25 protein-coding genes and 1 tRNA gene are annotated in these 25,740 nt (G+C 53.2%); 14 read left to right on the top strand and 12 right to left on the bottom strand.

Going from position 1 to position 25,740, the window contains the following annotated elements; genetic code table 11:
- Positions 1-31 precede the first annotated feature (31 nt).
- Together cysS and FGI04_RS03970 are read right to left on the bottom strand one after the other, a co-directional pair.
- Positions 32-1,417 carry a cysteine--tRNA ligase gene (gene cysS, locus FGI04_RS03975; RefSeq protein ID WP_342700272.1) on the bottom strand — a complete coding sequence of 462 codons (1,386 nt, stop codon included), beginning with the start codon at positions 1,415-1,417 and terminating at the stop codon, positions 32-34.
- A 466-nt stretch (positions 1,418-1,883) separates the two neighbouring features.
- Positions 1,884-2,306: a DoxX family protein gene (locus FGI04_RS03970; RefSeq protein WP_038908661.1), complete on the bottom strand. Its 423-nt coding sequence runs from the start codon at positions 2,304-2,306 to the stop codon at positions 1,884-1,886.
- A gap of 338 nt (positions 2,307-2,644) precedes the next feature.
- Here FGI04_RS03970 and ppiB point away from each other — a divergent pair, with 338 nt between their 5' ends.
- The 6 genes from ppiB to FGI04_RS03940 all read left to right on the top strand — a co-directional run bounded on the left by ppiB (position 2,645) and on the right by FGI04_RS03940 (position 8,964).
- Positions 2,645-3,139: a peptidylprolyl isomerase B gene (gene ppiB, locus FGI04_RS03965; RefSeq protein ID WP_012885612.1), complete on the top strand. Its 495-nt coding sequence runs from the start codon at positions 2,645-2,647 to the stop codon at positions 3,137-3,139.
- 10 nt (positions 3,140-3,149) lie between these two features.
- Positions 3,150-3,872 (top strand): UDP-2,3-diacylglucosamine diphosphatase, encoded by a 723-nt coding sequence (locus FGI04_RS03960; protein WP_407273810.1) that lies wholly within the window; start codon positions 3,150-3,152, stop codon positions 3,870-3,872.
- Between the two features lie 222 nt (positions 3,873-4,094).
- Entirely contained in the window at positions 4,095-4,604 is a 510-nt protein-coding gene (purE, locus tag FGI04_RS03955; protein WP_016943358.1) for a 5-(carboxyamino)imidazole ribonucleotide mutase, read from the top strand.
- Entirely contained in the window at positions 4,601-5,671 is a 1,071-nt protein-coding gene (purK, locus tag FGI04_RS03950; protein ID WP_407336299.1) for a 5-(carboxyamino)imidazole ribonucleotide synthase, read from the top strand. The genes purE and purK overlap by 4 nt, the downstream gene beginning before the upstream one ends.
- Before the next feature lie 577 nt (positions 5,672-6,248).
- Positions 6,249-7,532 carry an HAAAP family serine/threonine permease gene (locus FGI04_RS03945; RefSeq protein ID WP_407321635.1) on the top strand — a complete coding sequence of 428 codons (1,284 nt, stop codon included), beginning with the start codon at positions 6,249-6,251 and terminating at the stop codon, positions 7,530-7,532.
- A gap of 61 nt (positions 7,533-7,593) precedes the next feature.
- Positions 7,594-8,964 (top strand): L-serine ammonia-lyase, encoded by a 1,371-nt coding sequence (locus FGI04_RS03940; RefSeq protein WP_023640340.1) that lies wholly within the window; start codon positions 7,594-7,596, stop codon positions 8,962-8,964.
- 297 nt (positions 8,965-9,261) lie between these two features.
- Here the strand turns inward: FGI04_RS03940 and FGI04_RS03935 are convergent, their stop codons facing one another.
- The 5 genes from FGI04_RS03935 to FGI04_RS03915 all read right to left on the bottom strand — a co-directional run bounded on the left by FGI04_RS03935 (position 9,262) and on the right by FGI04_RS03915 (position 15,463).
- Complete coding sequence (locus tag FGI04_RS03935; protein WP_342700267.1) at positions 9,262-9,702, bottom strand: helix-turn-helix domain-containing protein; 441 nt, start codon at positions 9,700-9,702, stop codon at positions 9,262-9,264.
- 217 nt (positions 9,703-9,919) lie between these two features.
- The gene (locus FGI04_RS03930; protein WP_407321636.1) at positions 9,920-10,480 is read right to left on the bottom strand and encodes a YolA family protein; all 561 of its coding nucleotides are present in this window, start codon (positions 10,478-10,480) and stop codon (positions 9,920-9,922) included.
- 320 nt (positions 10,481-10,800) lie between these two features.
- A complete protein-coding gene (gene pstB, locus FGI04_RS03925; RefSeq protein WP_434964880.1) occupies positions 10,801-11,616 on the bottom strand; it encodes a phosphate ABC transporter ATP-binding protein PstB in 816 nt (271 codons plus the stop codon).
- 17 nt (positions 11,617-11,633) lie between these two features.
- Positions 11,634-13,280, bottom strand: coding sequence for a phosphate ABC transporter permease PstA (gene pstA / locus FGI04_RS03920; protein ID WP_407336298.1), 1,647 nt, complete (start codon positions 13,278-13,280; stop codon positions 11,634-11,636).
- A complete protein-coding gene (locus tag FGI04_RS03915; RefSeq protein WP_407336297.1) occupies positions 13,277-15,463 on the bottom strand; it encodes an ABC transporter permease subunit in 2,187 nt (728 codons plus the stop codon). The genes pstA and FGI04_RS03915 overlap by 4 nt, the downstream gene beginning before the upstream one ends.
- A 221-nt stretch (positions 15,464-15,684) precedes the next feature.
- Here FGI04_RS03915 and ppk1 point away from each other — a divergent pair, with 221 nt between their 5' ends.
- From ppk1 to FGI04_RS03900, 3 genes are all read left to right on the top strand, one after another.
- Complete coding sequence (gene ppk1, locus FGI04_RS03910) at positions 15,685-17,754, top strand: polyphosphate kinase 1 (protein WP_342700263.1); 2,070 nt, start codon at positions 15,685-15,687, stop codon at positions 17,752-17,754.
- 4 nt (positions 17,755-17,758) lie between these two features.
- Entirely contained in the window at positions 17,759-19,288 is a 1,530-nt protein-coding gene (ppx, locus tag FGI04_RS03905; RefSeq protein ID WP_342700262.1) for an exopolyphosphatase, read from the top strand.
- 626 nt (positions 19,289-19,914) lie between these two features.
- Entirely contained in the window at positions 19,915-20,181 is a 267-nt protein-coding gene (locus tag FGI04_RS03900) for a DksA/TraR family C4-type zinc finger protein (RefSeq protein WP_342700260.1), read from the top strand.
- Positions 20,182-20,263: 82 nt separating this feature from the next.
- On the opposite strand, the gene FGI04_RS03895 is transcribed toward FGI04_RS03900, so the two are convergent.
- Positions 20,264-20,692 (bottom strand): universal stress protein, encoded by a 429-nt coding sequence (locus FGI04_RS03895; protein WP_012885626.1) that lies wholly within the window; start codon positions 20,690-20,692, stop codon positions 20,264-20,266.
- A gap of 225 nt (positions 20,693-20,917) precedes the next feature.
- Between FGI04_RS03895 and FGI04_RS03890 the strand changes: the two genes are divergently transcribed.
- Entirely contained in the window at positions 20,918-21,283 is a 366-nt protein-coding gene (locus tag FGI04_RS03890) for a DUF4186 domain-containing protein (RefSeq protein ID WP_038905175.1), read from the top strand.
- Here FGI04_RS03890 and FGI04_RS03885 read toward each other — a convergent pair.
- The gene (locus FGI04_RS03885; RefSeq protein ID WP_407321639.1) at positions 21,280-21,804 is read right to left on the bottom strand and encodes an isochorismatase family protein; all 525 of its coding nucleotides are present in this window, start codon (positions 21,802-21,804) and stop codon (positions 21,280-21,282) included. The genes FGI04_RS03890 and FGI04_RS03885 overlap by 4 nt on opposite strands.
- A gap of 179 nt (positions 21,805-21,983) precedes the next feature.
- Positions 21,984-22,071 (bottom strand) — tRNA-Ser (locus tag FGI04_RS03880).
- A 235-nt stretch (positions 22,072-22,306) separates the two neighbouring features.
- Between FGI04_RS03880 and yccA the strand changes: the two genes are divergently transcribed.
- Complete coding sequence (gene yccA / locus FGI04_RS03875) at positions 22,307-22,966, top strand: FtsH protease modulator YccA (protein ID WP_407336296.1); 660 nt, start codon at positions 22,307-22,309, stop codon at positions 22,964-22,966.
- A gap of 156 nt (positions 22,967-23,122) precedes the next feature.
- Positions 23,123-23,452, top strand: a complete 330-nt coding sequence (tusE, locus tag FGI04_RS03870; RefSeq protein WP_016943341.1) for a sulfurtransferase TusE — start codon at positions 23,123-23,125, stop codon at positions 23,450-23,452.
- A 30-nt stretch (positions 23,453-23,482) separates the two neighbouring features.
- Here tusE and yccX read toward each other — a convergent pair whose 3' ends face one another.
- The gene (yccX, locus tag FGI04_RS03865; protein WP_038905181.1) at positions 23,483-23,761 is read right to left on the bottom strand and encodes an acylphosphatase; all 279 of its coding nucleotides are present in this window, start codon (positions 23,759-23,761) and stop codon (positions 23,483-23,485) included.
- Positions 23,762-23,965: 204 nt separating this feature from the next.
- Here yccX and hspQ point away from each other — a divergent pair, with 204 nt between their 5' ends.
- Positions 23,966-24,274, top strand: coding sequence for a heat shock protein HspQ (gene hspQ, locus FGI04_RS03860; RefSeq protein WP_016943339.1), 309 nt, complete (start codon positions 23,966-23,968; stop codon positions 24,272-24,274).
- 89 nt (positions 24,275-24,363) lie between these two features.
- Here hspQ and FGI04_RS03855 read toward each other — a convergent pair whose 3' ends face one another.
- Entirely contained in the window at positions 24,364-24,777 is a 414-nt protein-coding gene (locus FGI04_RS03855) for a CoA-binding protein (protein WP_038906428.1), read from the bottom strand.
- Between the two features lie 250 nt (positions 24,778-25,027).
- Here FGI04_RS03855 and FGI04_RS03850 point away from each other — a divergent pair, with 250 nt between their 5' ends.
- Positions 25,028-25,681 (top strand): DUF2057 family protein, encoded by a 654-nt coding sequence (locus tag FGI04_RS03850; protein WP_342700255.1) that lies wholly within the window; start codon positions 25,028-25,030, stop codon positions 25,679-25,681.
- Positions 25,682-25,740 lie beyond the last annotated feature (59 nt).

Genomic DNA, 25,740 nt, shown 5'->3' with positions numbered 1-25,740 from the left:
TACGCTGTCGCGATTATTTACGCCGCCAGGATTATTTACGCCGCCAAATAGTGCCTTGTGGACCGTCTTCCAGCACGATACCCATTTCTGTCAGACGATTACGCGCCGCATCTGCCAGCGCCCAATCTTTAGACTGACGAGCATCGTTACGCTGTTTGATCAGCGCGTCGATCTCTTGTACTTCACTGTCATCCGCCTGCGCACCGCTTTGCAGGAATAATTCCGGGTCGTGTTCCAGTAAGCCCAGCACACCGGCCAACTGGCGCAATGCTGATGCCAGACCGTTGGCTGCCGCGACATCATCTGCTTTCAGACGATTGACCTCGCGGGCCATATCGAACAACACCGAATAGGCTTCTGGCGTGTTGAAGTCGTCGTCCATCGCGTCACGGAAACGGTGCTCGAACGCCTCGCCACCTGCCGCAGGTACCGACGCATTGGTGCCACGCAGTGCAGTGTACAGGCGCTCCAGCGACGCACGCGCCTGCTTTAAGTTTTCTTCCGTGTAGTTCAACTGACTGCGGTAATGGCCAGAAATCAGGAAATAGCGAATAGTTTCAGCATCATAGTGAGACAACACATCACGAACGGTAAAGAAATTATTCAGCGACTTGGACATTTTCTCCCGATCGACCATGACCATGCCGGAGTGCATCCAGTAATTGACATAATCGCCACCGTGCGCGCAGGTAGACTGGGCAATCTCGTTTTCATGGTGCGGGAACATCAGATCAGAGCCACCACCATGAATGTCGAAATGCTCACCCAGTTGCTTGCAGTTCATCGCCGAACACTCAATATGCCAGCCGGGACGACCATTGCCCCACGGCGACGGCCAGCTTGGCTCGCCCGCTTTAGACATTTTCCACAACACAAAATCCATCGGATTGCGTTTCACTTCGGTGATTTCCACCCGCGCACCGGCCTTAAGCTGCTCCAGATCCTGGCGGGACAACACACCATAGCCCGGTGCGGTATCCACTGAAAACATCACGTCGCCATTATCCGCCACGTAGGCATGACGACGAGCGATCAATTTTTCAACCAGTTCAATGATTTCTGCTATGTAATGCGTCGCACGAGGCTCTTCATCCGGGGAGAGGATATTCAGCGCGCGAAAATCGGTATGCATCTCGTCGATCATACGGTTGGTGAGTTGCTCGATAGTTTCGCCATTTTCCGTCGCACGCCGGATGATCTTGTCGTCGATGTCGGTGATATTGCGAACGTATTTAACGTCATACCCCAGATAACGCAGATAACGCGCCACCACGTCAAACGCCACGAAAGTACGCCCATGACCAATGTGACACAGGTCGTAAACGGTTATCCCGCACACATACATGCCAACCTTGCCAGCGTGAATGGGTTTGAATTCCTCTTTTTGACGACTCAGGGTATTAAAGATCTTTAGCATCAGGGCATTCCATGGTGTTCGCAGGAGTTGTGCATCGTTGTCTGCGGTACGCGTAATAAAGTCGGTTTTTATCCGGTTTTCGGACGTAGAGCCTATCCCAATAGGCGTCATTGGCGCAGCCAGTTTGGACACGGACAGCGCCAGACAACATGCAACGCATGTTGAACGGACAAAGCACTTTGTCCGACCCAAAGGGCGAGCGCAGCGAGTAAACCGGAGCGTACACATAGTACGTGAGGATTTCGAGCACTGCCCAGGGCCGAAATGGCAAGTAAAACAGCCTAATTGGGATAGGCTATTAGCTGCGTATTGAAACCTGAACCCTGCCCTATTGCAAGCGGGCGCACCTAATATTCGTCCTTCCCCCGCCGTTTCACATTTCATTCAGGCTAAAATGCATAAACCCGGCGATATCGCCGGGTTTATATACGATCACGTGCAACCGAATTGGCCAGCGATATAACGCTTAGCGCAAGCGCGGGTTACTCATCACGGAATACTTACCGCTGCCCAGCAGCGCAATCGCGATACCGGCAAAGAAATAAACCGCGACACCTTCTGCACCCCAGGCACCGGTTTTTTCCAGCATGAACAGTGCTGCTGGTTCCGCCAGCAACAAGGCAACAATCATCGTGAAGGAGAAAATAAGCGCGGCAGGACGTGTAAAAATGCCGAGGATCATCAGGATCGGCGTCACCACTTCACCCATGAATACACCGTAGGCGATAAAGCCCGGCAGGCCGTGAGCCGCCAGCATTCCCTGAATGGGGCCAACACCCGCGATCAGCTTATGAACGCCGTGGAACAGCATCAAAATACTGAATGACAGTCGCAGAACCAGCTTACCGAAATCCGGGTTGTCCAATAGCTGATTAATCCGGTCTACCATAATTTACCTACCTGTATGATTATTGAGTGAGCAACGTGTTAACGAGAGTGACTATCAACTACAACAAGAATATGTTTAGAAAGTAAAAAAACATATCAAAATGATACTAGTTATTGATTTAGAGCAAGAAAAATATATTTCAAATTAATTCACATAGTTTTATTTATGTTAATGAATTTATTTGAAATAAAATTCATTGCACATGGCTCATTGTGCCCCACACCACACCCTGTGCTGACTCAGCCATTCACTTATGTTATAAGAGCGCTCTTGGCGGCTTGGCGCCTCGGTGAATATCTCTCATTATTCTGTGTATTATGGCTAAGTAAGGTTCATCTATGATTACGTTTCATACCAACCACGGCGATATCGTCATCAATACCTTCCCGGAAAAAGCGCCGGTTACCGTGGAAAACTTCCTGAACTACTGCCGCAGCGGTTTTTACAACAACACGATTTTTCACCGTGTGATCAACGGTTTCATGATCCAGGGTGGCGGTTTCGAACCCGGTATGAGCCAGAAAAGTACCAATGCGCCGATCAAAAACGAAGCGAACAACGGTCTGGCCAACAATCGTGGCACGCTGGCCATGGCTCGTACCAACGATCCGCATTCAGCAACCGCACAGTTCTTTATTAACGTCGTAGACAACGACTTCCTGAACTTCAAGTCTGAAACCGTGAATGGCTGGGGTTACTGCGTATTTGCTGAAGTGGCAGAAGGCATGGATGTGGTTGACAAGATCAAAGCCGTTTCTACCGGCCGCAGCGGTATGCACCAGGACGTACCGAAAGAAGACGTGATCGTCACCAGCGTAACCGTTAGCGAGTAACGCCCGCGGTATGTCGACGCTGTTTATTAGCGATCTGCATCTGAGCGAACAGGAACCGGCGATCACCGCCGGTTTTCTGCGTTTTCTGCAAGAAGAAGCCCCCAACGCCGACGCACTCTACATCCTGGGCGATCTGTTCGACGCCTGGATTGGCGACGACGACCCTGCCCCGTTGCACAAGACAGTCGCACAGGCGCTAAAGTCACTGACAGACAGCGGCGTGCCTTGCTATTTCGCACACGGCAACCGCGACTTTCTACTCGGCAGACGTTTCGCCCACCAGAGCGGTCTGCAATTGCTCGCCACAGAAACCGTACTTGACCTCTATGGCCGACGCACCCTGTTATTGCACGGTGATACCCTGTGTACCGACGATCACGCCTACCAAAATTTTCGCCGCAAAGTCCATAACCCGCTTATCCAGCGACTTTTCCTGTGGTTGCCCTTGTCTTTTCGCCTGCGCATCGCGGCACGTATGCGCGCGGCCAGCCAGCGAGCCAACCAGCATAAATCCATGACGATCATGGACGTCAATGCGGATGAAGTGATTAGCCGCCTGCAGCACCACCACGCCACCTTGATGATCCACGGGCATACACACCGTCCGGCTATTCACGTTATCGATCAAGGCAGTGTAAAGGCTGAACGCGCGGTATTGGGTGCCTGGCATCAGGAAGGATCGTGGCTCCAGGTGACGCCTGATGACGTTCGTCTGATATCGTTTCCATTGTAACGCCCCGTTTACACTGATTTTCCCTGCTAACGGCCCATTTCATCGCCACGCAACCGTTTTCCTCCCTTCTGGCTCATGGTATGCTCTACGCCCTCGCGGCCTGTAGCTCCAGTTTCAGGTCGCTGTTGCATCGTGCCATGACCGTATCACTCATGTTCACTGTCATTGCACGTCATCAACATGAATCACCACCGCCATGCAAACCACAGGAGCATTACAGGCATGTCATCCAACGCTGCCCCGGCGAAAATCGCTATTGTCATGGGTTCAAAGAGTGACTGGGCTACCATGCAGTTTGCTGCAGAGATCCTCACCACACTGAATCTGCCTTATCACGTTGAAGTGGTTTCCGCGCACCGCACGCCAGACAAACTGTTCAGCTTCGCCGAACAGGCGGACCAGAATGGCTTTGACGTTATTATCGCTGGCGCGGGCGGCGCTGCTCACCTGCCGGGCATGCTGGCAGCCAAAACGCTGGTGCCGGTACTGGGTGTTCCGGTACAGAGCGCGGCACTAAGCGGTGTAGACAGCCTCTACTCTATTGTGCAGATGCCGCGCGGCATTCCTGTCGGCACTCTGGCTATCGGCAAAGCGGGAGCGGCCAACGCGGCCCTACTGGCCGCGCAGATTCTGGCGCGTCACGATAGCGCACTGGCAACCCGTCTGGCAGCCTGGCGTCAGGCGCAAACCGACGAGGTACTGAACCATCCGGATCCGAGGGAAGAGGCATGAAACCGGTTTGCGTACTGGGTAACGGCCAATTAGGCCGCATGCTGCGTCAGGCTGGCGAGCCGCTTGGCATCGCTGTCTATCCTGTCGGGCTGGATGCAGAACCGGAATCCGTTCCGGTGCAACACAGTGTTATCACCGCTGAAATCGAACGATGGCCGGAAACGGCGCTGACCCGCCAACTGGCGCAGCACGCCGCCTTCGTTAACCGTGACATCTTCCCGCAGTTGGCGGATCGCTACACCCAAAAGCAACTACTGGATGAGCTGGGTCTGGCCACCGCGCCCTGGCAACTGCTGGCTTCAGCGCAAGAATGGCCGGCTGTCTTCGCCTCACTGGGCGAACTGGCGATTGTTAAACGCCGCGTCGGTGGCTATGACGGTCGTGGTCAGTGGCGTATCCGCAGCGGCGAAAAGCACAGCCTACCGGATGAATGCTACGGTGAGTGTATTGTCGAGCAAGGTATCGCATTTTCTGGCGAGGTCTCACTGGTTGGCGCTCGCAGCGCGACAGGCGAATGCGTATTTTATCCACTGACTCACAATCTGCACGAAGACGGTATTTTGCGTACCAGTGTCGCGCTGCCGACCCCACAGCCCCACCTGCAGCAGCAGGCGGAACAGATGCTGTCAGCTATCATGCATCGTCTCGGTTACGTGGGCGTAATGGCCATGGAGTGTTTTGTGGTAGGCGATCGCCTGCTGATCAACGAGCTGGCCCCACGAGTGCATAATAGCGGCCACTGGACGCAAAACGGCGCGTCCATCAGCCAGTTCGAACTGCATCTTCGCGCGATCCTCGGGTTGCCACTCCCTGCGCCGGTGGTCGCCAGCCCAGCGGTGATGGTTAATCTGATCGGCACTGATGTGAATATCGACTGGCTGGCGTTGCCGCTGGTACATCTGCACTGGTATGAAAAAGAGGTACGTCAGGGTCGCAAAGTCGGACACCTGAACCTCTCTCATCCCGATAATGCGCTGTTGAGCCAGACACTACAGGCATTAGCGCCCCTGCTGCCGGAGGCTTATCACTCTGGGCTGGCGTGGGCACAACAACGGTTAGTCGGTTAAGCAACACGGGTGTATGTCTTACCGGTGTATGTATTACGGGTCATCGGTGCATGCGGGTCAGCCATGACCCGCTGATACCCGTCGTTTATGCTTTACGTTGCAAACATGTTAAATATCTCTGCAACTCGAATTATTCAGGGTGTATCATCGCCCGGTACGATTTTTACGTGACATTATGATGATTGGGTTTATTATCTTCAGCGCGAATAAAATAAATACCTTGTGTCGGCTATTTATTTCACTCACGGACTTCCAGAATAAGAAATATTTCCGCTTTATTATTCACCAATTCAAACCAATTAACGCATCAAAAAAGATACCTCCCAAAATAAATTATTTAACGCATCAATCCTGATATTTTATTTTTGAATAATTGGGGTTAAAATAATTGACCTTTATTCATTTGTGTGATCGCCTCACTATTATTTCATACTGGTCAGGATATAGAATGCGGCCACAATAAAAGGTTACCCCGATTCACATGATGTCTCGTGTGACACCTGCGAATTACCCCTGTATTGGCCTGTAGCCGGTACGGCATTTTTTTATACTCTGTGTTCACCAAGGAGAAACTCGCATGAGCACAATTCAAGACAGCAGTCAGGTACTGGAGAAAGCTTCAGGCTGGCGTAAAAGCGATACCGTCTGGATGCTGGGCCTGTACGGCACGGCTATCGGCGCGGGCGTGCTGTTTTTGCCCATCAATGCCGGTATTGGCGGATTGATTCCGTTGATTATCATGGCAATTATTGCTTTTCCGATGACCTATTTTTCTCACCGCGCATTATGCCGCTTTGTATTATCCGGTAAAAAAGGTGGTGAAGATATTACCGAAGTCGTAGAAGAACATTTTGGTACTGGCGCGGGAAAATTAATCACCCTGCTTTATTTCTTCGCTATTTATCCAATCCTGCTGGTTTATAGCGTCGCCATTACCAATACGGTTGACAGCTTTATTACTCACCAGTTGCATTTACCGTCTCCGCCACGAGCGATTCTGTCTCTGATATTGATTCTGGGATTGATGTTTATCGTCCGCTTCGGTGAAGCCATGATCGTGAAAGCGATGAGCGTGCTGGTTTATCCGTTTGTCGCCGTATTAATGATGCTGGCGCTGTATTTAGTTCCACACTGGAATACAACTGTTTTCCATAATATTTCCCTGACCAACAGCACCACAGGTAATGGCCTGCTGGCAACGCTGTGGCTGGCGATTCCGGTCATGGTGTTTTCTTTCAACCACTCGCCGATTATCTCCTCTTTTGCGGTAGCCAAACGCCGTGAATATGGTGATAACGCCGAGAGAAAATGCTCCCGTATCCTGGCTTGCAGTCACATCATGATGGTGTTGACCGTAATGTTCTTCGTATTCAGTTGCGTACTGGCCCTCTCTCCGTCTGACCTGATGGAAGCGAAAGCACAAAACATTTCGATCCTGTCCTATCTGGCTAACCACTTTAATAACCCGGTTATGGGCTATCTGGCACCGGTTATCGCCACTATCGCCATTTCCAAATCGTTCCTGGGTCACTACCTGGGTGCAGGCGAAGGCCTGAACGGCATGATGACAAAAATGCTGCGCAGCCGCGGTAAGACGGTTTCAACCGCCAAACTGAACCGCATCACTGCACTGTTCATGCTGGTCACCACCTGGCTGGTCGCCACACTGAACCCGAGCATTCTGGGCATGATTGAAACCCTGGGTGGCCCGGTTATCGCCTGCCTGCTGTTCCTGATGCCGATGTATGCTATCCGCAAAGTACCAGCTATGCGTCAGTACAGCGGCGCGCTGAGCAATGTGTTCGTCACCCTGCTGGGCCTGATCGCCATCACCGCCATCGTTTACACCCTGTTCGAGTAATTCCTCTGTCCCTCCCGACGCAGGCGGTGCTGCTGCCTGCGTCAGCTGAAAGGAACCCCCTATGGTCAGCGTATTTGATATTTTCAAAATTGGTATCGGCCCTTCCAGTTCGCATACCGTTGGCCCGATGAAAGCTGGCAACATGTTCACCGACGATCTGGTCAACCTGTCTCTGATTTCATCGGTTGACGCCATCATCGTTGATGTTTATGGCTCGCTGGCTCTGACCGGCAAGGGCCACCACACCGACATCGCCATCATTATGGGACTGGCGGGCAATCTGCCAGACAGCGTGGATATCGACGCGATCCCGGCGTTTATTCAACAAGTACAGCACAGCGGTCGTCTGCCGTTGCTCAATGGCCGCTATGAGGTCAACTTCCCGCTGGACAGCGCACTGCGCTTCCAACCAGAGAACCTGCCGCTGCATGAAAACGGCATGACAATCCGTGCGCTCGACGCTAGCAAAAACGTGCTGTACAGCAAAACCTATTATTCGATCGGCGGCGGTTTTGTCGTCGATCAGGAACACTTCGGCCAGCCAATGACACAGGAAGAGCGCGCGCCCTGGCCGTTCTATTCCGCCCGACAACTGCTTCAACATTGTCACGACAATTGCCTGTCGCTGTCAGCGGTAGTGATGAAAAACGAAATCGCCATGCACGGCCGCGATGCGCTGGAAACCTATTTCGCCAGTGTCTGGCAAACCATGCAAAACGCCATTCATCGCGGTATGAATACCGAGGGCGTACTTCCCGGCCCACTGCGCGTGCCACGTCGTGCCTCGGCGTTACACCGGTTATTGTTCACCAACGGACGTTTTTCCAATGACCCGATGGATGCCATGGATTGGGTCAATATGTTCGCGATGGCGGTATCTGAAGAGAACGCCGCGGGTGGCCGGGTAGTCACAGCACCGACCAATGGTGCTTGTGGCATTATTCCTGCCGTGTTGGCCTACTACGACCGGTTCATTCAGCCGGTAACACCGGACACGTACCTGCGCTATTTCCTGGCCGCTGGGGCGATCGGCATTCTATTTAAAATGAATGCGTCGATTTCCGGCGCAGAAGTCGGTTGTCAGGGTGAGGTGGGTGTTGCCTGTTCGATGGCGGCAGCCGGTCTGGCTGAACTGCTGGGTGCCAACCCGGAGCAGGTGTGCATCGCGGCGGAAATCGGTATGGAACACAATCTTGGGCTGACCTGCGACCCGGTTGCTGGCCAGGTTCAGGTACCTTGCATCGAGCGTAACGCCATTGCGTCCGTTAAAGCGATCAACGCTGCCCGTATGGCGATTCGTCGCTCCAGCGAACCCCGTGTTTCGCTGGATAAAGTGATTGAAACCATGTACGAAACCGGCAAAGACATGAACGCCAAATACCGCGAGACATCCCGCGGAGGCCTGGCGATTAAAGTGGTGCAATGTGAATAAACGCGTGGTGCGCCTGAGCGCGCACCTCGTTAACAATTAACTTAACTAGCAATCATCAGCATCACTAGCAACAACCTTACTAACACCAGTCGCCAACAACAGTTCCCGCAGCATAACGCGCGGATACTCCCAGGGAGCAATACCCCACCGGGCTGATGCAATCTCATCAGCCCGGTGTATTTTTAGTCATGCGGTATTTTGAGTGACGCGGTATTTTCAATCACTGCGTAGTCGAGTATCACGGATGTTGGGCATCGCATACGTTAAGCACCATGTACATCAGGTAACGGTATGCTGTCAGGACGGTTTTTTCTCGTTGTCCGGCCAGGACCAAATCAGGTTGTTTTCTGCGGCGGACACATACCAGTCAAGCGCACTGGCGACCGGTTTTGGCATGGATTCTGCTGCAGCGACAGGGGCTGGTGTATCTGTGCTTTTCTTGCGAATACGCAGCGGCGCACGGGACTGCCCGCCATTTAAGCGCGCATTGAAGTTCTCCACTTCGGTATCAAACAGCACCCCTTCCAGTTGATGCAGACGATTCAACCCACGCAGGATTGCCAGCAGGCTGCTCAGGGTAATGGATTCCCCCATCTCCGCCCGTTTGATGGTCGCGATGCCAAGCCCGGCGCGTTCAGCCAGATCCACCTGGGATAACCGCTGCTGAATACGTGCGTCTTTTATACGTCGACACAGCTCGGTGATGATGTCACCTTCGCTCATGGTGCTGAATCTCATAATGCCTACCGTCATACGCGTGAATAAAAAACACTGCTATTTTATCACCACCGGGATAAATCACACGGATAATTAATGACGCGCATCAATTATTTTGATCAAACACATAAAATACCGTTCAACACGCCCATTTATTCTGTACAGATACGTTATTTCTGCCTGATGAGGCGAGCAGATTAAACCAACAGGCAGCGCGTGCGCTGCCTGCGAAAAACACTTACTGAATATTAATCGATGTGCTCAGGGTACGATTCGGGAAATTGGTCGATGTAGACTGATAGCGGAATACTACCGACGACATATTGTCTGCATTGAAATACGCCATCCAACCCGAAACGGTGGAGCCAGCCGGGCAGCTTTCGGTGTAACTACCATTTACAACGCAAACGGCGTTAACCTGGTACGGGCTGGTTTGCCCGCCGTTCAGCCAGCCGATGCGGTTACCGCCATACCCTTTTTCCAGCACGGCAATACGCAGCGTTCCGCCGGCATAGCCTGACAACGAGACAACATTGGCCGGCACAGCCTGCCAACCGCCTTTCAGCGAAGAATACACTGCGTAAACCTGCACTGAACTCAACGCCGGAGCCGGTGCGCGCAGCGCTTTGTGTCCGGAAGAGGACTCATCCTGTTCTGAACCGGCCGACAGCGGATGATCGACAAACGGAGAGTCGAGCGCGGTAATCACTGTTTGTACCGGTTCATCAGAGGTTTGAGCATAAACTGGCGATATTGCCGCCATGACCATACCCAGCGTAAAACCTATTTTTATAGACATTCTCATCCTGAGTGGTTCCATTGAATATGCAGCCCATTGCTGCGAAAAACATATTAATTCAACACAACAAAAACTCTCCAGTAAAAAACAGAAATAACCATCAACCATCACATAAAAAATAAAAATAAACACTGATATAAATAAAATACAAATAGCAATGCCGACTAAAAAATCAATTTTCATTTATTAGCATTGAAATATTAAAGAAAGGTTTTTCTTTGATTTGTTTTATTATTAACTAATATCAGACTGCAAATAAGTTTATGCCCAACACGTTGCCAATCGTGCGCGCCCCGCGTCAAGGTTCGCGGGGCACCAGATTAACCGAAACGACCGGTAATATAGTCTTCAGTACGCCGCTCGGCCGGTGCGGTAAACAGCGAGTCGGTTTCGTTGTACTCGATCAGGCGGCCATGATGAATAAACGCCGTGTAATCAGATACCCTCGCTGCTTGTTGCATGTTATGCGTCACCAGCACCAGCGTGAAACGGCGCTTGAGCGCACCGATCAGTTCTTCGATCACCAATGTCGAGATAGGATCGAGCGTCGATGTGGGCTCATCCAGCAATAGCACTTCCGGTTCGATGGCGATAGCACGGGCGATCACCAGCCGCTGCTGCTGACCACTGGACAGCGTGAGTGCATTGTCGCCGAGCCTGTCTTTCACCTCATGCCATAATGCCGCCGCCCGCAGCGCGCTTTCCACCGACTCATCCAACAGACGTCGGTCTTTCACCCCCTGCAAGCGCAGGCCGTAAATCACGTTTTCATAGATGGATTTAGGAAAAGGATTGGGCCGCTGAAAGACCATGCCGACCCGACGACGCAATGTCGATACATCCAGCGACGGATCGTTGATACACATGCCCTGCAAACGGATGTCGCCGTCGATACGACAGTTATCCATCAAATCGTTCATGCGGTTAAAACAGCGCAGCAAAGTAGATTTGCCACAACCTGACGGCCCAATCAGCGCCGTCACACGGTTTTTCGGAATACGCAAAGAAATATCACACAGCGCTTGTTTATCGCCGTAATACAAATTCAGCCCGTCGACCGACAGCGCGGTTTGTTCATCGGTTAACCGGTGGACGTCCATCACGGGGAGTCGCTCCAGTGGTTTAGGCATACCCATCACTATTCTCCCGCCACTTAGAGTGACATCGCTCGGTATTTTTCACGCAACACATGGCGAATGCCAATTGCCGCCAGATTCAACGCCACCACAATCAACACCAGCAGTAACGCGGTGGTATACACCAATGGGCGAGCCGCTTCCACATCCGGGCTCTGAAACGCCAGATCATAAATCTGGAACCCCAGGTGCATAAATTTGCGCTCCAGATGCAGATAGGGAAAGAGACTGTCCACCGGCAGTACGGGTACCGATTTCACCACCCCCACCAGCATCAGCGGCGCGGTTTCCCCTGCGGCTCGCGCCACCGCCAGAATCAGCCCGGTCATCATCGCTGGTACCGCCATCGGCAGCACCACACGCCACAGGGTTTCCGCCCGGGTCGCCCCCAACGCCAGCGAGCCATGACGCACCGATAACGGAATGCGTGACAGCCCCTCTTCCGTAGACACAATCACCACCGGCAACGTTAGCAGCGCCAGCGTCAGCGACGCCCACAGCAACCCCGGTGTACCGAAAGTCGGGTTCGGGAGCGACTCGGCGTAAAACAGACGATCCAACGTACCGCCCACCAAATAAACAAAAAAGCCCAGTCCAAACACACCGTAGACGATGGATGGCACCCCAGCCAGATTCGCCACTGCCACCCGCACCCAGCGGGTCAGGCTGGTGTTATCAGCGTATTCATGCAGATAAACCGCCGCAACCACCCCTAGCGGCATCACAATCACCGACATCAGGATAACCAACAGCACCGTGCCGAAAATCGCTGGAAACAGCTGGCCGGGACTACTGTCGTCGGGTTCAAACCGGGTTAACAGACTCCCTATCACCTGCAGCGTCTGGTGCGCCTTTTCACTGAAGGTCATCGCATTGGGGTACCACGCCCGCTCAATCATTTTGACCGGGATGGTATGCAGTTGCTCTTGCGCATCGCGCAGCAACACCGCCGTGCGGTTGATATCGGCATTGAACGCCAGCAGTTGTTGATTAAGCGCACTGAAATGACGCTCCAGCGCGGTTCGCTCAGCACCCAGGCGTGCCTGTGCTTGCTCATTCAGGCGGTTTTCCCGCCGCAGTTTTTCTTCCTGCAACCGCAGTGCGTCAAACTGCTGGTTCACCCGGCTCATCTCACCCAGGCGCAGCGTCTGAGCGTGTGTTATCAATTGGTGCACCTGCGCAATCCGCTGCTGTAGCGTTGATGCCAGGTTGTCGGACACCAATGGCTGCCCGTCTTCCGTCATACCATCAAGATAACCATACGCCATACCGTTGGTGGTGCGGCGCACCGCCAGCACATCAGCAGGCTGGCTGGCATAGGTCACCGAGGTGGACAGCAATGTCTGGAAACTCTGTCCGTAAGACTCTCGCCACCCGGTTTTAAGCAGATAGCGCGTAGCACCTGATGCGGGTGCATTGATGACCCCGGCATCCGCCAGTTGCTGGTGAGTCAGCGGTTGTTCATCATAGCGCTCACCGATCAACTGACGGGGATTGCCCTGTGCATCATGCAGGCTAAACGACCACACCGGTTGCGGCCACAGGTAGCGTGCGCTCTGCCCGACCAGCAGCGCGAACACCGCGACGATGGCAATCAGGCTGAACGTAATCGCAGACGCTGTTAGCCATACCCAAGGTGTTCCGGTGCGGAACCAACGCATCATGACAGCTCTCCCTCGTCGCGATAGCGGCGACGTAAACGCTGACGAATGATCTCCGCCAGCGAATTCACCACAAAGGTAAAGAGAAACAGCACCAACGCGGCTAAAAACAGCACCCGATAGTGCGCGCTGGACATTGCCGCTTCCGGCATTTCAATCGCGATATTCGCCGCCAGCGATCGCAACCCCTGAAACAAGCTGTTGTCCATCACCGGCGTATTGCCGGTCGCCATCAGCACGATCATGGTTTCTCCCACCGCACGGCCAAAACTCAGCATCAGGGCAGCAAAAATACCGGAACTGGCTGATGGCAGCACCACCCGCCACAAGGTTTGCCACGCGGTGGCCCCCAGTGCCAGCGACCCCTGACTCAGGCGAGCCGGTACGCTGAACAACGCATCCTCCGCCAGCGAAAAGATCAGCGGGATCAAGGCAAACCCCAGCGCGACACCCGCGACCAGCGTATTGCGCTGGCTGAAATGATCCCCCATCCATTGCCAAAGTGGTTGCCCCAGTAGACGTGAATCGAGCCACGGCCCCAACCAGCACGCCAGCGCGAGCATCAGCAACATCGCCGGTATTAACAGCAAGGCATCCCACCCGGCCGATACGCCGCGTCGCCAGCGTACAGGCAACTGCTCCAGCAACCACCCACTCCCCAACACCGCCACACCCCATAACAGTGGCAGCAACAGGATGGCGGTCAGGTACGTCGCCATACGGGGGGCCAGCCACAACGCGGCAATCAGCCCAATCACCACCGTCGGCAACGCGCCCATGATTTCCATGGCAGGTTTGATCCAACGCCGTAGCGTCGGCGTCATGAAACAGGCGGTATAAATCGCTGCCGCCAGCGCCAGCGGTGCCGCGAACAACATGGCATAGAGCGCCGCCTTGAACGTGCCGCTCAGTAACGGAACCAGACTGAATTTAGCCTGATAACTGTCGTCGGCTGCGGTCGGTTGCCAGACATAATCTGGTTCCGGATAGTTTTCATACCAGAGCTTTTGCCACAGCCCACGCCAGCCAATATCCGGATACGGATTATCGAGTTGATACGGTCGCCAGTCCGTGTCCGTTTCCAGCAACAGTGCTCGCCCACGTGGGGAAAATGCCGCGATTCGGGCCTGTGGTGCCAGTAACGCGCTCATCAGTTCGCCGGATTGCTTACTGGCAAACAACGAGAAATGCCCTTGCGGGTCAAGAGTGGCAAAAACGCAGCGGCGCGGCTCAACAATCAGATTCAGTTGCCGTCCATCGGTAGGGAAAATACGAATTTCACTCAAATGAGGCCCGGTTGCCGTTGGGGTATCGAACCATTGGCTGACGCGTCCATCAGCGGACTTGATCAGCAACGAATGCCCACCAGCCAGCAGCGATAACGACAGCGGTGCCGTTCCGGGTAAGGTGACCGTTTCACGGGCGGTAAGCACTTGCTCACGCAGTTGCCATACCGTCAGGCGGTTGCCACTCAAGGCATAGAGCTGCTGGCCATCCGGCGTCAGCAGCAGTTGTTGCACGGGGTCGTCGGGTTGAACCTGCGACACCGGTTGCAAGTCCGCGAGCGTCAACATGTCGACTGGCGGGGTATTGAGCGATAGCGCATAAAACTGCAAACGGTTCTCTGCGTCAATCAACGCCATCAACAACATATCGTCTGACTCGGCAATCGCCAGTTGCCGCAGCGGTTGAGTCGCCCCAGCCAGGCGAAGCGAATGCTCACCCAGCGGGTATCGCCACTGCGGTATACCGGCGCTGGACAACGGTAAGTCCGGGCGAAGCACTCTCAGTGCCCCGTCAGCCTGCCCCAGCACCAGTAGTGGGCGCTCACCGGTACTCATCGCCGCCACAGTAACCGACGACGCCACTGACACACTGGCATTAACCTGCCCGCGCACAAGATCGATAAACTCGCCGTTTCCCGCCGCATCAACCCGAAAAGCCCAGCGGCCACTATCATTAATACCAAGCGCCAGCGTCGGGTCGCGACTATCGACAGCCACTGGTGCCAACGGGCGAATTGACGCGGACGAAAACAGCGGGATCACCACATACAGCAGATAAAAAAAGATCATCAGCAACGCCAGCAGTACCAGCCATCCGCTGCCCACCACAATCCGGCGCGTCAGCCGGTCGATGAACGCCCGCTGCCTGTCCCGATACGCTAAATTGCCTGAGTCTGCCATCTGTCGCCGCTGTTCCTGCTGTGTCGAAAACCTGACCATCTTCTTGCATTGAGAAGAGGAAATGAAATATCCCGTCGCCGACGGGGTAACATATGTTGCCTTTACACCTGTAATATGACAATGGTAAGTCGATACGCGCATTCGCTTTTATCGTCATTTGCGCGCCATAATGAACGTGGATAGTAGCTGCACTTAAGTAAAAATAGTGTAACGGAGCGACAATGAGTCAGGACAAACTCTACATAGAAAAAGAGTTGAGTTGGTTATCCTTTAATGAACGTGTGTTGCAGGAAGCCTCGGACAAAACCAATCCACTGATTGAACGGATGCGATTCCTGGGTATCTACTCCAGCAATCTGGACGAGTTCTACAAAGTTCGTTTTGCTGACCTGAGACGCCGCATCCTGATCAATGAAGAACAAGGCTCCGATGGCGAACTGCGCCAATTACTCGGCAAAATCCAGGCCCGGGTACTGAAAACCGACCAACAGTTCGACAATCTGTACAACGAGTTGCTGCTGGAAATGGCCCGTAACCAGATCTTTTTGGTTAACGAGCGTCAGGTCTCCTCCAATCAGCAAATCTGGCTGCGCGAGTATTTTCGACAGAATCTGCGTCCACACATCACGCCAATTTTGATTCTGCCGGAAACCAATCTGGTCGAATTCCTGAAAGACGATTACACCTATCTGGCGGTAGAAATCATTCGCGGCGAAAAAACCGACTATGCGCTGCTGGAAATCCCGTCTGACAAGGTGCCCCGCTTTGTCGACCTGCCGCCAGAAGCGCCACATCGTCGCAAGACCATGATTCTCATCGACAACATCTTGCGTTACTGTCTGGATGATATTTTCCGTGGCTTTTTCGATTTCGACGCACTAAACGCTTACTCCATGAAAATGACTCGTGACGCCGAATACGATCTGGTCACGGAAATGGAATCAAGCCTGCTGGAATTAATGTCTTCCAGTCTCAAACAACGCCTGACCGCCAAACCGGTACGGTTCGTCTACCAACGCGATATGCCAGATGCGATGGTGGAATGTCTGCTGCATAAACTGGGGATCTCCTCTTATGATTCGGTGATCCCTGGCGGGCGTTATCACAACTTTAAAGATTTTATCGGCTTCCCGAACATCGGCCGCGCCAATCTGGTCAACAAACCGCTGCCACGTCTACGCCATCACTGGTTCAGCCAGTTCCGCAACGGGTTTGACGCCATTCGTCACCGCGATGTTCTGCTCTACTACCCGTACCATACGTTTGAGCATGTGCTGGAGTTACTGCGCCAGGCGTCTTTCGACCCAAGCGTACTCTCGATTCGCATCAATATTTATCGTGTGGCGAAAGACTCGCGCATCATCAATTCCATGATCCACGCCGCCCACAACGGGAAGAAAGTCACGGTGGTGGTGGAATTGCAGGCACGCTTTGATGAAGAAGCCAATATTCACTGGGCCAAACGGCTGACGGAAGCGGGTGTTCACGTTATTTTCTCCGTGCCGGGGCTTAAGATCCACGCCAAGTTGTTCCTCATCTCTCGTAAAGAAGGGGATAACATCGTGCGTTATGCGCATATCGGTACCGGCAACTTCAACGAGAAAACCGCTCGCCTGTATACCGACTATTCGTTGCTGACCGCCGATGAGCGCATCACCAACGAAGTGCGCCGGGTGTTCAATTTCATTGAAAACCCATACCGCCCAGTCAGCTTCCACCATCTGCTGGTGTCGCCGCAAAATTCCCGTGACCGTCTGTATCAGATGATCGATCAGGAAATAGCCAACGCACAGGCCGGTCTGGAAGCGAAAATCACGTTGAAAGTCAACAACCTGGTGGATAAGGGGCTGGTGGACAGACTGTATGCCGCCTCTGGTGCTGGCGTAAAAATCAACCTGCTGGTTCGTGGCATGTGCTCACTGATTCCAGAACTCCCCGGGATCAGTGATAATATTCGGGTTATTAGTCTCCTTGACCGCTACCTGGAACACGATCGCGTCTATGTATTCCATAACGGTGGCGACCACAAGGTATTCCTGTCATCTGCTGACTGGATGACTCGTAATATTGATTACCGTATCGAAGTCGCGGTGGAAGTACTTGACGACAGGCTGAAGGAACGGGTGCTGAACATACTGGATATCTTGTTCAGCGATACGGTAAAAGCCCGTGTGGTAGACAAGGAGCTGAGCAATCGCTACGTCACCCGCGGTAACAGGCGCAAAGTGCGCGCCCAGAATGCCATCTATGACTATATCAAGGCGCTCGAGCAACCCGGAGAACAGGCCTGATCCAATGCCTTTAATGAACCACACTACCGAACAACCTCAGGAATTCGCGGCTATCGACCTGGGCTCCAACAGTTTCCATATGGTGATAGCCCGCGTCGTTAACGGCGCGCTGCAAGTATTGAGCCGCCTGAAGCAACGCGTACACCTGGCCGACGGGCTGGACAGCCAAAACCAGCTTAGCGAGGAGTCCATCCAGCGCGGGCTAAGCTGTCTGGCGCTGTTTGCTGAACGGCTACAGGGTTTTCCCGCCACCAACGTGTCGATTGTCGGTACCCATGCGCTACGCCAGGCGGTCAACGCCCAGGATTTTCTGCGGCGCGCCGCCAAAATCATCCCCTACCCGATTGAAATTATTGCCGGTAATGAAGAAGCGCGTCTGATCTTCATGGGGGTAGAACACACCCAACCGGAAAAAGGCCGCAAGCTGGTTATCGATATCGGTGGTGGTTCTACCGAGCTGGTCATCGGCGAGGACTTCGAACCGATGCTGGTGGAAAGCCGGCGTATGGGGTGCGTCAGTTTCGCCCAACAATTTTTCCCCAATGGAGAAATCAGCGAAGCCAACTTCAAGCGCGCCCGACTCGCCGCAGCCCAGAAGCTGGAAACGCTGGCGTGGGAATACCGTATCTATGGCTGGGATTACGCCCTTGGCGCATCCGGCACCATCAAAGCCGCCTGTGAAATTCTGGTGGCGATGGGAGAAAAAGACGGTCTTATCACTCCAGAACGCTTGGAAATGCTGCGTGAGCGGATCCTGCAGTTTAAAAACGTCCGGGCACTCAGCCTGCCCGGCCTGACTGAGGATCGTCAAACCGTGTTGGTGCCGGGCTTAGCGATTCTGTGTGGTGTGTTTGACGCGCTCGCTATCAGGGAATTGCGTTTGTCAGACGGTGCCTTACGCGAAGGCGTACTCTACGAAATGGAGGGCCGCTTCCGCCATCAGGATATCCGTATTCGCACCGCGCAAAGCCTCGCCAGCCATTACAACATTGACCGGGAACAGGCAAAGCGTGTGCGGGAAACCGCCGAACAGCTTTACACGCAATGGGCACAGCAGAACCCGTCACTGGTACACCCGCAACTGGAAGCACTGCTGAAATGGTCGGCGATGCTGCATGAGGTCGGCCTCGGCATCAATCACAGTGGTATGCACCGCCATTCTGCCTATATTTTGCAAAACACCAATCTGCCCGGTTTCAATCAGGAGCAGCAGCAGTTGCTGGCGCTGATGGTGCGGTTACATCGCAAGGTAGTGAAGCTGGAAGAATTGCCACGCTTTAATCTGTTCAAGAAGAAGCACTATCTGCCGATGGTGCAACTGTTGCGTCTGGCTACGTTGTTAAACAACCAGCGTCAGGCGACCACCACGCCGCAAACGCTGCGCCTTATTGCCAGCGAAACCGCATGGACGCTGATCTTCCCGCAGGGGTTCTTCAACCAGAACACGCTGGTTCAACTTGATCTGGAACGAGAACAACAGTACTGGGACGACGTCAGCGGCTGGAAACTGTACATCGAAGAAGAACCGGTCTAATGGTTTTTCGGGCCGGCAGCCACTGTGTTGTCCGGCCTGACATTATCAAATCCGCTTTTTCTGTGATAATGTTCGCATTATTACAGCCAATCGCACATCTGACACCTCTTTCACCGCGCTTTTTGTCTCACTCACGTTGACCGTATCGCCAGCTTGTGCCTAAATAAAATACAGCGAATAGTCGCTATAACATGGAAACCGAAAATCAATGACGACACTAACCCATAAACGACGCATTGCCCTTCGTCAGCGACGACGATCCGGTACGCGCATCGCTCGTACTATACTTATGATTAGTTTTATTATTTTGCTTGGTCGTTTTGCCTATTCCGCCATCGGTGCCTTTTTCCACCACCAGAACATACAGCAACAACGTGTCACACAGCCTGTTGCCCCGACAGTCACCTCAACAGCCGTGACACCTCAACGCGAATAGCATCTATACTGCTGCTGTTGATGCCTGATTATTACGCATGAAATTGCGCCAGATGCCGTAGCATCCCGTGGTTGTGCCATTTTTATTTTATGCACCTGCCTACGCTTTTTGTCTGCGCATTTCAGTCCATATTCAATGCATCATCTCAATATTGATGAGAGAACGCTGACGAGAAAGAGGTGCCACTATTATGGCCAGCGGCTGGTCTAATGACGGAGCGGTGCAGGATCAAATTGACGCCACAGTGGATGACGCCATCGCCCATGCTCGTAGTCTGCTGCATCAGGGTGACAGCGCGCACTATTGCGAAGAATGCGGAGATGCTATCCCGCAGGCTCGCCGTCAGGCACTGCCAGGTGTTCGCTTCTGCGTGCAGTGTCAGGAAAAGAGAGATAAAAAACTCGCGATTAACAGCGGTTATAACCGGCGGGGCAGTAAAGATAGCCAGCTACGCTAAATAATACGGGCGTCGACGTCGACACGACATCTGCCTGACTAACATCACGCCCCACCAAAAGCCTTGCAACCTTATCCACCATTCACCGCACGACCAGCACCGATGTCTGGGCATGGCGAACGATTGCTGCGGCGTTTGACCCCAGCAGGTACGTTTTCACATTCGGGCGCCGCGAACCAATCACAATCAGGTCCGCTTCAATCTCCTGAGCCAGCTCCAGCACTTCATCACGCGGGATACCAAAACTGATGCTGTGAGACAGTTTGTCTGCGGGCAGGTCGATGGTTTTCAACAGCGCATGCAGTTTTTCATCCGCTTTGATCACCGCTTCATTCTCAAACTCTTTGATGCCAAACGAGTAAGCCGACATAAACGCCGAGGCGTCAGGTAACGCATAGAATAAGTGAACGGTCGCACCAGATTGCCTGGCCAGTTCCACCGCATGCGACAATGCCTTTTGCGTCAACGTTTCTTCATCAATATCCACGGGTACTAAAATGGTCTTGTACATCATCACGTCCTTAAGTCAGCCATCGCTATACTCAAAGCGTAGCCCCGTTTGCCGCGATGCGACATCGTTTTTCAGGTATTTGTGAAGCGAAGCCAGGTTTAGCGCCGATAGGGGCAATCTGATACAACAAGAAGCTAATACAACAGGTTATCTGGCAACCTTGCCTGCCTGCGGCAACGGGAGTAGTCTTGCCTGAGTTCAGCCCCTGACCCACAGACTGCAAGCATGACAACTCTTGATGCGCTGTTCTTACGGCTATCACGCTCTCGTTTCCGCCAGCGTTTTCATCTGGGTGCCAAAGAGCGCGACTACTGCTTTAGCAAAGGCAAAGAGCAAATTGCGGCTCATGCCGCCGATTTTATCGCCCGGAGACTGGCACCGGCAGAACCGGCCAACGACGGTAAACAGACCCCGATGCGCGGTCATCCGGTATTTATTGCCCAGCATGCCACTGCGACCTGCTGCCGGGGCTGTCTGGAGAAATGGCATCAGATAAGCCCACACCGCCCGCTCACCGATGACGAACAGCGCTACATTGTTGATGTCATTCTACGCTGGCTTGAAAACGACCTACTGCACCATACGCCTTAACGTTGTGCCTGCCACTCCTGCAAAATCACCGTGGTGTCTTTCACCAGCAAGGTATTACCGGGGATGATGAAGTCACGCCAGACATCATTATGCTGGTCGATAAGTTGTGCTGCACTCACTGCCCGTCTATCTGCCGTGGTGTGGGCATCACCGGCCACCGTTTGCGCATAACCACGGCTGGCGGCATTTTTAATGGTGGCATCAACACAATAGTCCGTCGCACAGCCACATAGCGTAAAATGCCTCACCTGAAGACGGTCCAGAATCTGCGCCAGTTCGGTACGGTAAAACGCATCACAGGCTGTTTTAGTCACCGATATAGCATTGGCAGGCCGATGTAGTGAAGGCAGCACCTGCCATGCTTCGCTGCCGGGTAGCATGTCGGCGTCCGTATGTTGGATAAAAATGGTCTGATCCGCGGCGTCAATCAACTGATTGATACGCTCAGTCACACTCTCCTGCTGATAGCGCGGCGTAGCGAACACCCCATTTTGCATATCGATGACGATTAACACCTGCATGTCTACCTCCGAAAGCTATAGCGCAAAACGCTATCATACTGCGCTATCGTGCAGGCAGACATCATTCATGACGGGAAACATCGCATGAAAAGAAACGGAGTGTGGGGAATGTGGAATAGCAAACGGGGACAACAGCAGAAACGAAAACGGGCCAGCATCATGCTGGCCCGTTAGAATTTTGGCGGAGGAGTAGAGATTCGAACTCTAGAACGCTTTCGCGTCGCCGGTTTTCAAGACCGGTGCCTTCAACCACTCGGCCACTCCTCCGCAACGACGCGAACTATAAACAGTGTGTCGGGTATTGTAAAGTGACATAGCGTTCAATCGCCTGAAAAACAGGCAACAACTGATTGAAAGTATACAAAATCGCCATCAGACTCAAACTTTTACCGTCAAGTAGGTTCAAGTCAGTAAAGAAGGGTAAAACGGCTTTAATAACATAATGCAACTACTTACTCTCTCTACAGACACAGTGGCCCCCTTAACAGAGAGAGTCGTTATTATGGATCGTATCATTGCCTCCTCTACGCGTGAGCAGTCGCTGCTCAGTACCCACAAGGTACTGCGTAATACCTATTTCCTGCTGTCGCTAACGCTGGGTTTTTCTGCTGTCACCGCCACGCTTAGCACGATACTGAATCTGCCGTCACCGGGATTTCTGCTGACGATTATCGGCTTTTACGGCCTGATGTTCCTGACCTATCGTCTGGCTGACCGCCCGGCGGGGATCCTCGCTACATTCGCGTTGACCGGCTTTATGGGTTATACCCTCGGCCCATTGCTCAATGCGATGATCGCCGCAGGCGCTGGCGACATTATTATGCTGGCGTTGGGCGGGACGGCCCTGGTGTTCTTCTGTTGTTCCGCCTACGTGCTGACCACCCGTAAGGACATGTCTTTCCTGTCCGGTATGCTGATGGCCGGTTTCGTCGTCTTGCTGGTGGCCACCATCGCTAACCTGTTCCTGCATCTGCCGGGATTACATCTGGCGATCAGTGCAGTGTTTATCCTGTTCTCCGCGGGCGCGATTTTGTGGGAGACCAGTAACATTATCCACGGTGGCGAAACGAACTACATTCGCGCGACCGTCAGTCTGTATGTGTCCATCTACAACCTGTTTGTCAGCCTTCTGAGCCTGTTGGGCATGTCGCGCAGCGAGTAACCCCAGCCGACATCAGTCAGCCAGACAAGGCACCTTCGGGTGCCTTGTGCTTTTTCAGGCACCCGACGTGACCCCACACCTGCGCTATCTTCTGCCTTCTGCGTCTGTCGCAAAGTTTGCTAGACTAGGCCCGTTTTCACGTGATACCGAGGCAATATGTTAGAGTTTGAAGGCAAGGTCATCGAAACCGATGCCCAGGGATATCTGAAAGATAGCGGCGAGTGGCAGGAGGGCATGGCTCCCTTATTAGCGGAGCAGGAAGGCATCACGCTCACCGAGGCACATTGGGAAGTGGTCCGTTTTGTCCGGGCGTTTTACCTCGAATTTAATACATCGCCCGCCATCCGTATGCTGGTCAAAGCCATGGCCCAGAAATACGGTGAGGAAAAAGGCAACAGCCGTTATCTTTATCGTCTGTTTCCCAAAGGCCCGGCTAAGCAGGCGACCAAAATCGCCGGGCTGCCAAAGCCGGTGAAATGTATCTGAGCATTCAGACCGAACAGACAAGCTCAGGGGTCAATAACGGATGGAGAAATCCCGTTCATCGGGTGCCGCGTGAGGTTCAGTCAGCACCTTATCCACCCGAGCATGACGTGGCCCTCCTTGCTTTAACCAGGCTACCAGTTGCGCGACGTCACGCTCTTCACCACTGGCGACGATTTCCACACTGCCGTCATCACAATTTCGGACATAACCACACACACCCAACTGTCGGGCCTGGAGTTGGGTGTGGTAGCGAAAACCGACGCCTTGTACCATCCCGTAAACCCACACAATCACGGACATTGTCGACATTTTTTCCTCCTCATCCATCACACCGGTGTTGTGTAAAAATGCATCAGAGTTAACGCCTTTTTACCTGCATCCAGCCTATTATTAATACAGCAGGAAGACTGACTGGCTTGTTACCTGGATGAACATCACCACCACGCCTGATGACTTGAAAATCACACGCCGTCCCCCCATTTAGGGTACGTAATACGTTTCTCGGGAGGTCATATGATTAATTGTAAATTCACCATCGGACAGCAGATTCGTCATAAACTGCTGGGGTACCCAGGCGTCGTCATTGATATTGATCCTGAGTATTCCCTTGAACAACCCAAGTGGGAAGAACTTTCAGTCAATGACACCTTGCGAACGGCTCCGTGGTATCACGTGGTGATGGAAGATGAGCATGGCCGCCCTATTCACACCTATCTGGCGGAAGAACAACTGATCAACGAAGGCCCCAACCCTTCCGATCACCCGTCGCTGGATGAACTGGCTGCCACTATCCGACGCCGCGCACCGCGTCTGCTGCACTGACACAGCCCCATCAACCATGAAGGTGATGTGATATGTGCAGCACACGCCTGCCGTCGGTAGTTATCCGGAATAGAACCTGAGCGGGAGGCTTATTTTCCCAACCCCAGGCGGGGAATTTCAATTTTAGGGCAACGATCCATCACGACTGATAAACCGGCGTCATGCGCCAGCACTGCCGCCGCTTCATTGATGACGCCAATCTGCAGCCACAACACCCGCGCCCCAATCGCAATCGCCTCCTGAGCGATTTCAAACGCTGCATTCGACTGGCGAAAGACATCCACCATATCTACCGGCTCAGGAATCTCAGCCAGCGATGCATAGACGTTTTGCCCCAGTAGTGTTTCCCCCGCCAGGCCCGGATTAACCGGAATAACCCGATAACCTTGCTCAAGCAGATAGGCCATGACCCCATAACTGGGTCGAGAGGGATTATCGCTGGCGCCAACCAGCGCGATAGTCTTCACCTCGGTGAGTAGCTTTTTTATGTCGTTATCTTGCATGGTTGCCTCCGTGACGATTAGCCCGACAAACGCCCGCGCTCGCATGAAGGAGGTCAGGCACTGTCTGGTATCAGTGTAACGCAGAATATCCATGGTGATGTGTGTGTCCGCTCAATCCGCCCGCTGGCACACCGTGCACTGTCTCCCTTTTCCTGCCACTTATTGATAACCAAATATTTCAATTTTAAAATTTTGACACATTCTGCCTGTTACTGAACAATACGATGATGAGATCCACGACGAGGTTTGTATGAAAACCCTTTCCGCTATCGCCGCCACCGCCATGCTGTGGTTGCTCACCTTCAGTTCTTTGGCGATGGCAACGACGCTCAAGCTGCGGCCTGACATCGAGTTGGTGATGGTGGATGGAAAGAAAGTCCCAGGTTCGCTGCTCAATGGTGCCGACAGCCTCGAGCTGGAAAAAAGCTACCATCAAATTGTCTTTCAGGTACTGAAATCCGTAGGATCTTCAGTTGGCACCAAACAGACTTACCGCTCTCCCGGTCTGATCGCCGTATTTGACGCCCGCAATCTGAGTGAAGTCGCTATCCGGCTCCCTGATCTGGACGATGCGGCAGCGCGTCAAAATTTTAGCCAGTCCCCCACCTATCAGTTGGTAGACAGCAAAAATCTGCCTATCCCTATTCGTACCGACGTGCTACCAGTTGGTGCCACCGAGTTATCGGGTGAAATAGAAAAACGCATGGCTGACTATAATCGTTCAGGCCAAGCGGCGGCGGCCATCACGTTCGCACCACTACCGTCTGCAAAGGCATCTACCACGCCCAACGCAGCGGCCAACCCGCTCGATCCACTCAGCATCATGCAATACTGGTTTCAACAGGCGGATAAAAATACGCGCCAGCGTTTTCTGGAATGGGCAAGAGACAGGGAAACCCAGTAAGCATGCTGATTTTACAGGCAAAAACGGCTGTTTTTGGAAAGATGCTCGCATTTTTTCAG

Origin of the sequence: Dickeya ananatis (assembly GCF_019464615.1) — a bacterium.
Classification (GTDB): Bacteria; Pseudomonadota; Gammaproteobacteria; order Enterobacterales; family Enterobacteriaceae; genus Dickeya; species Dickeya oryzae.
This window is presented reverse-complemented; position numbering and strand designations above follow the sequence as displayed.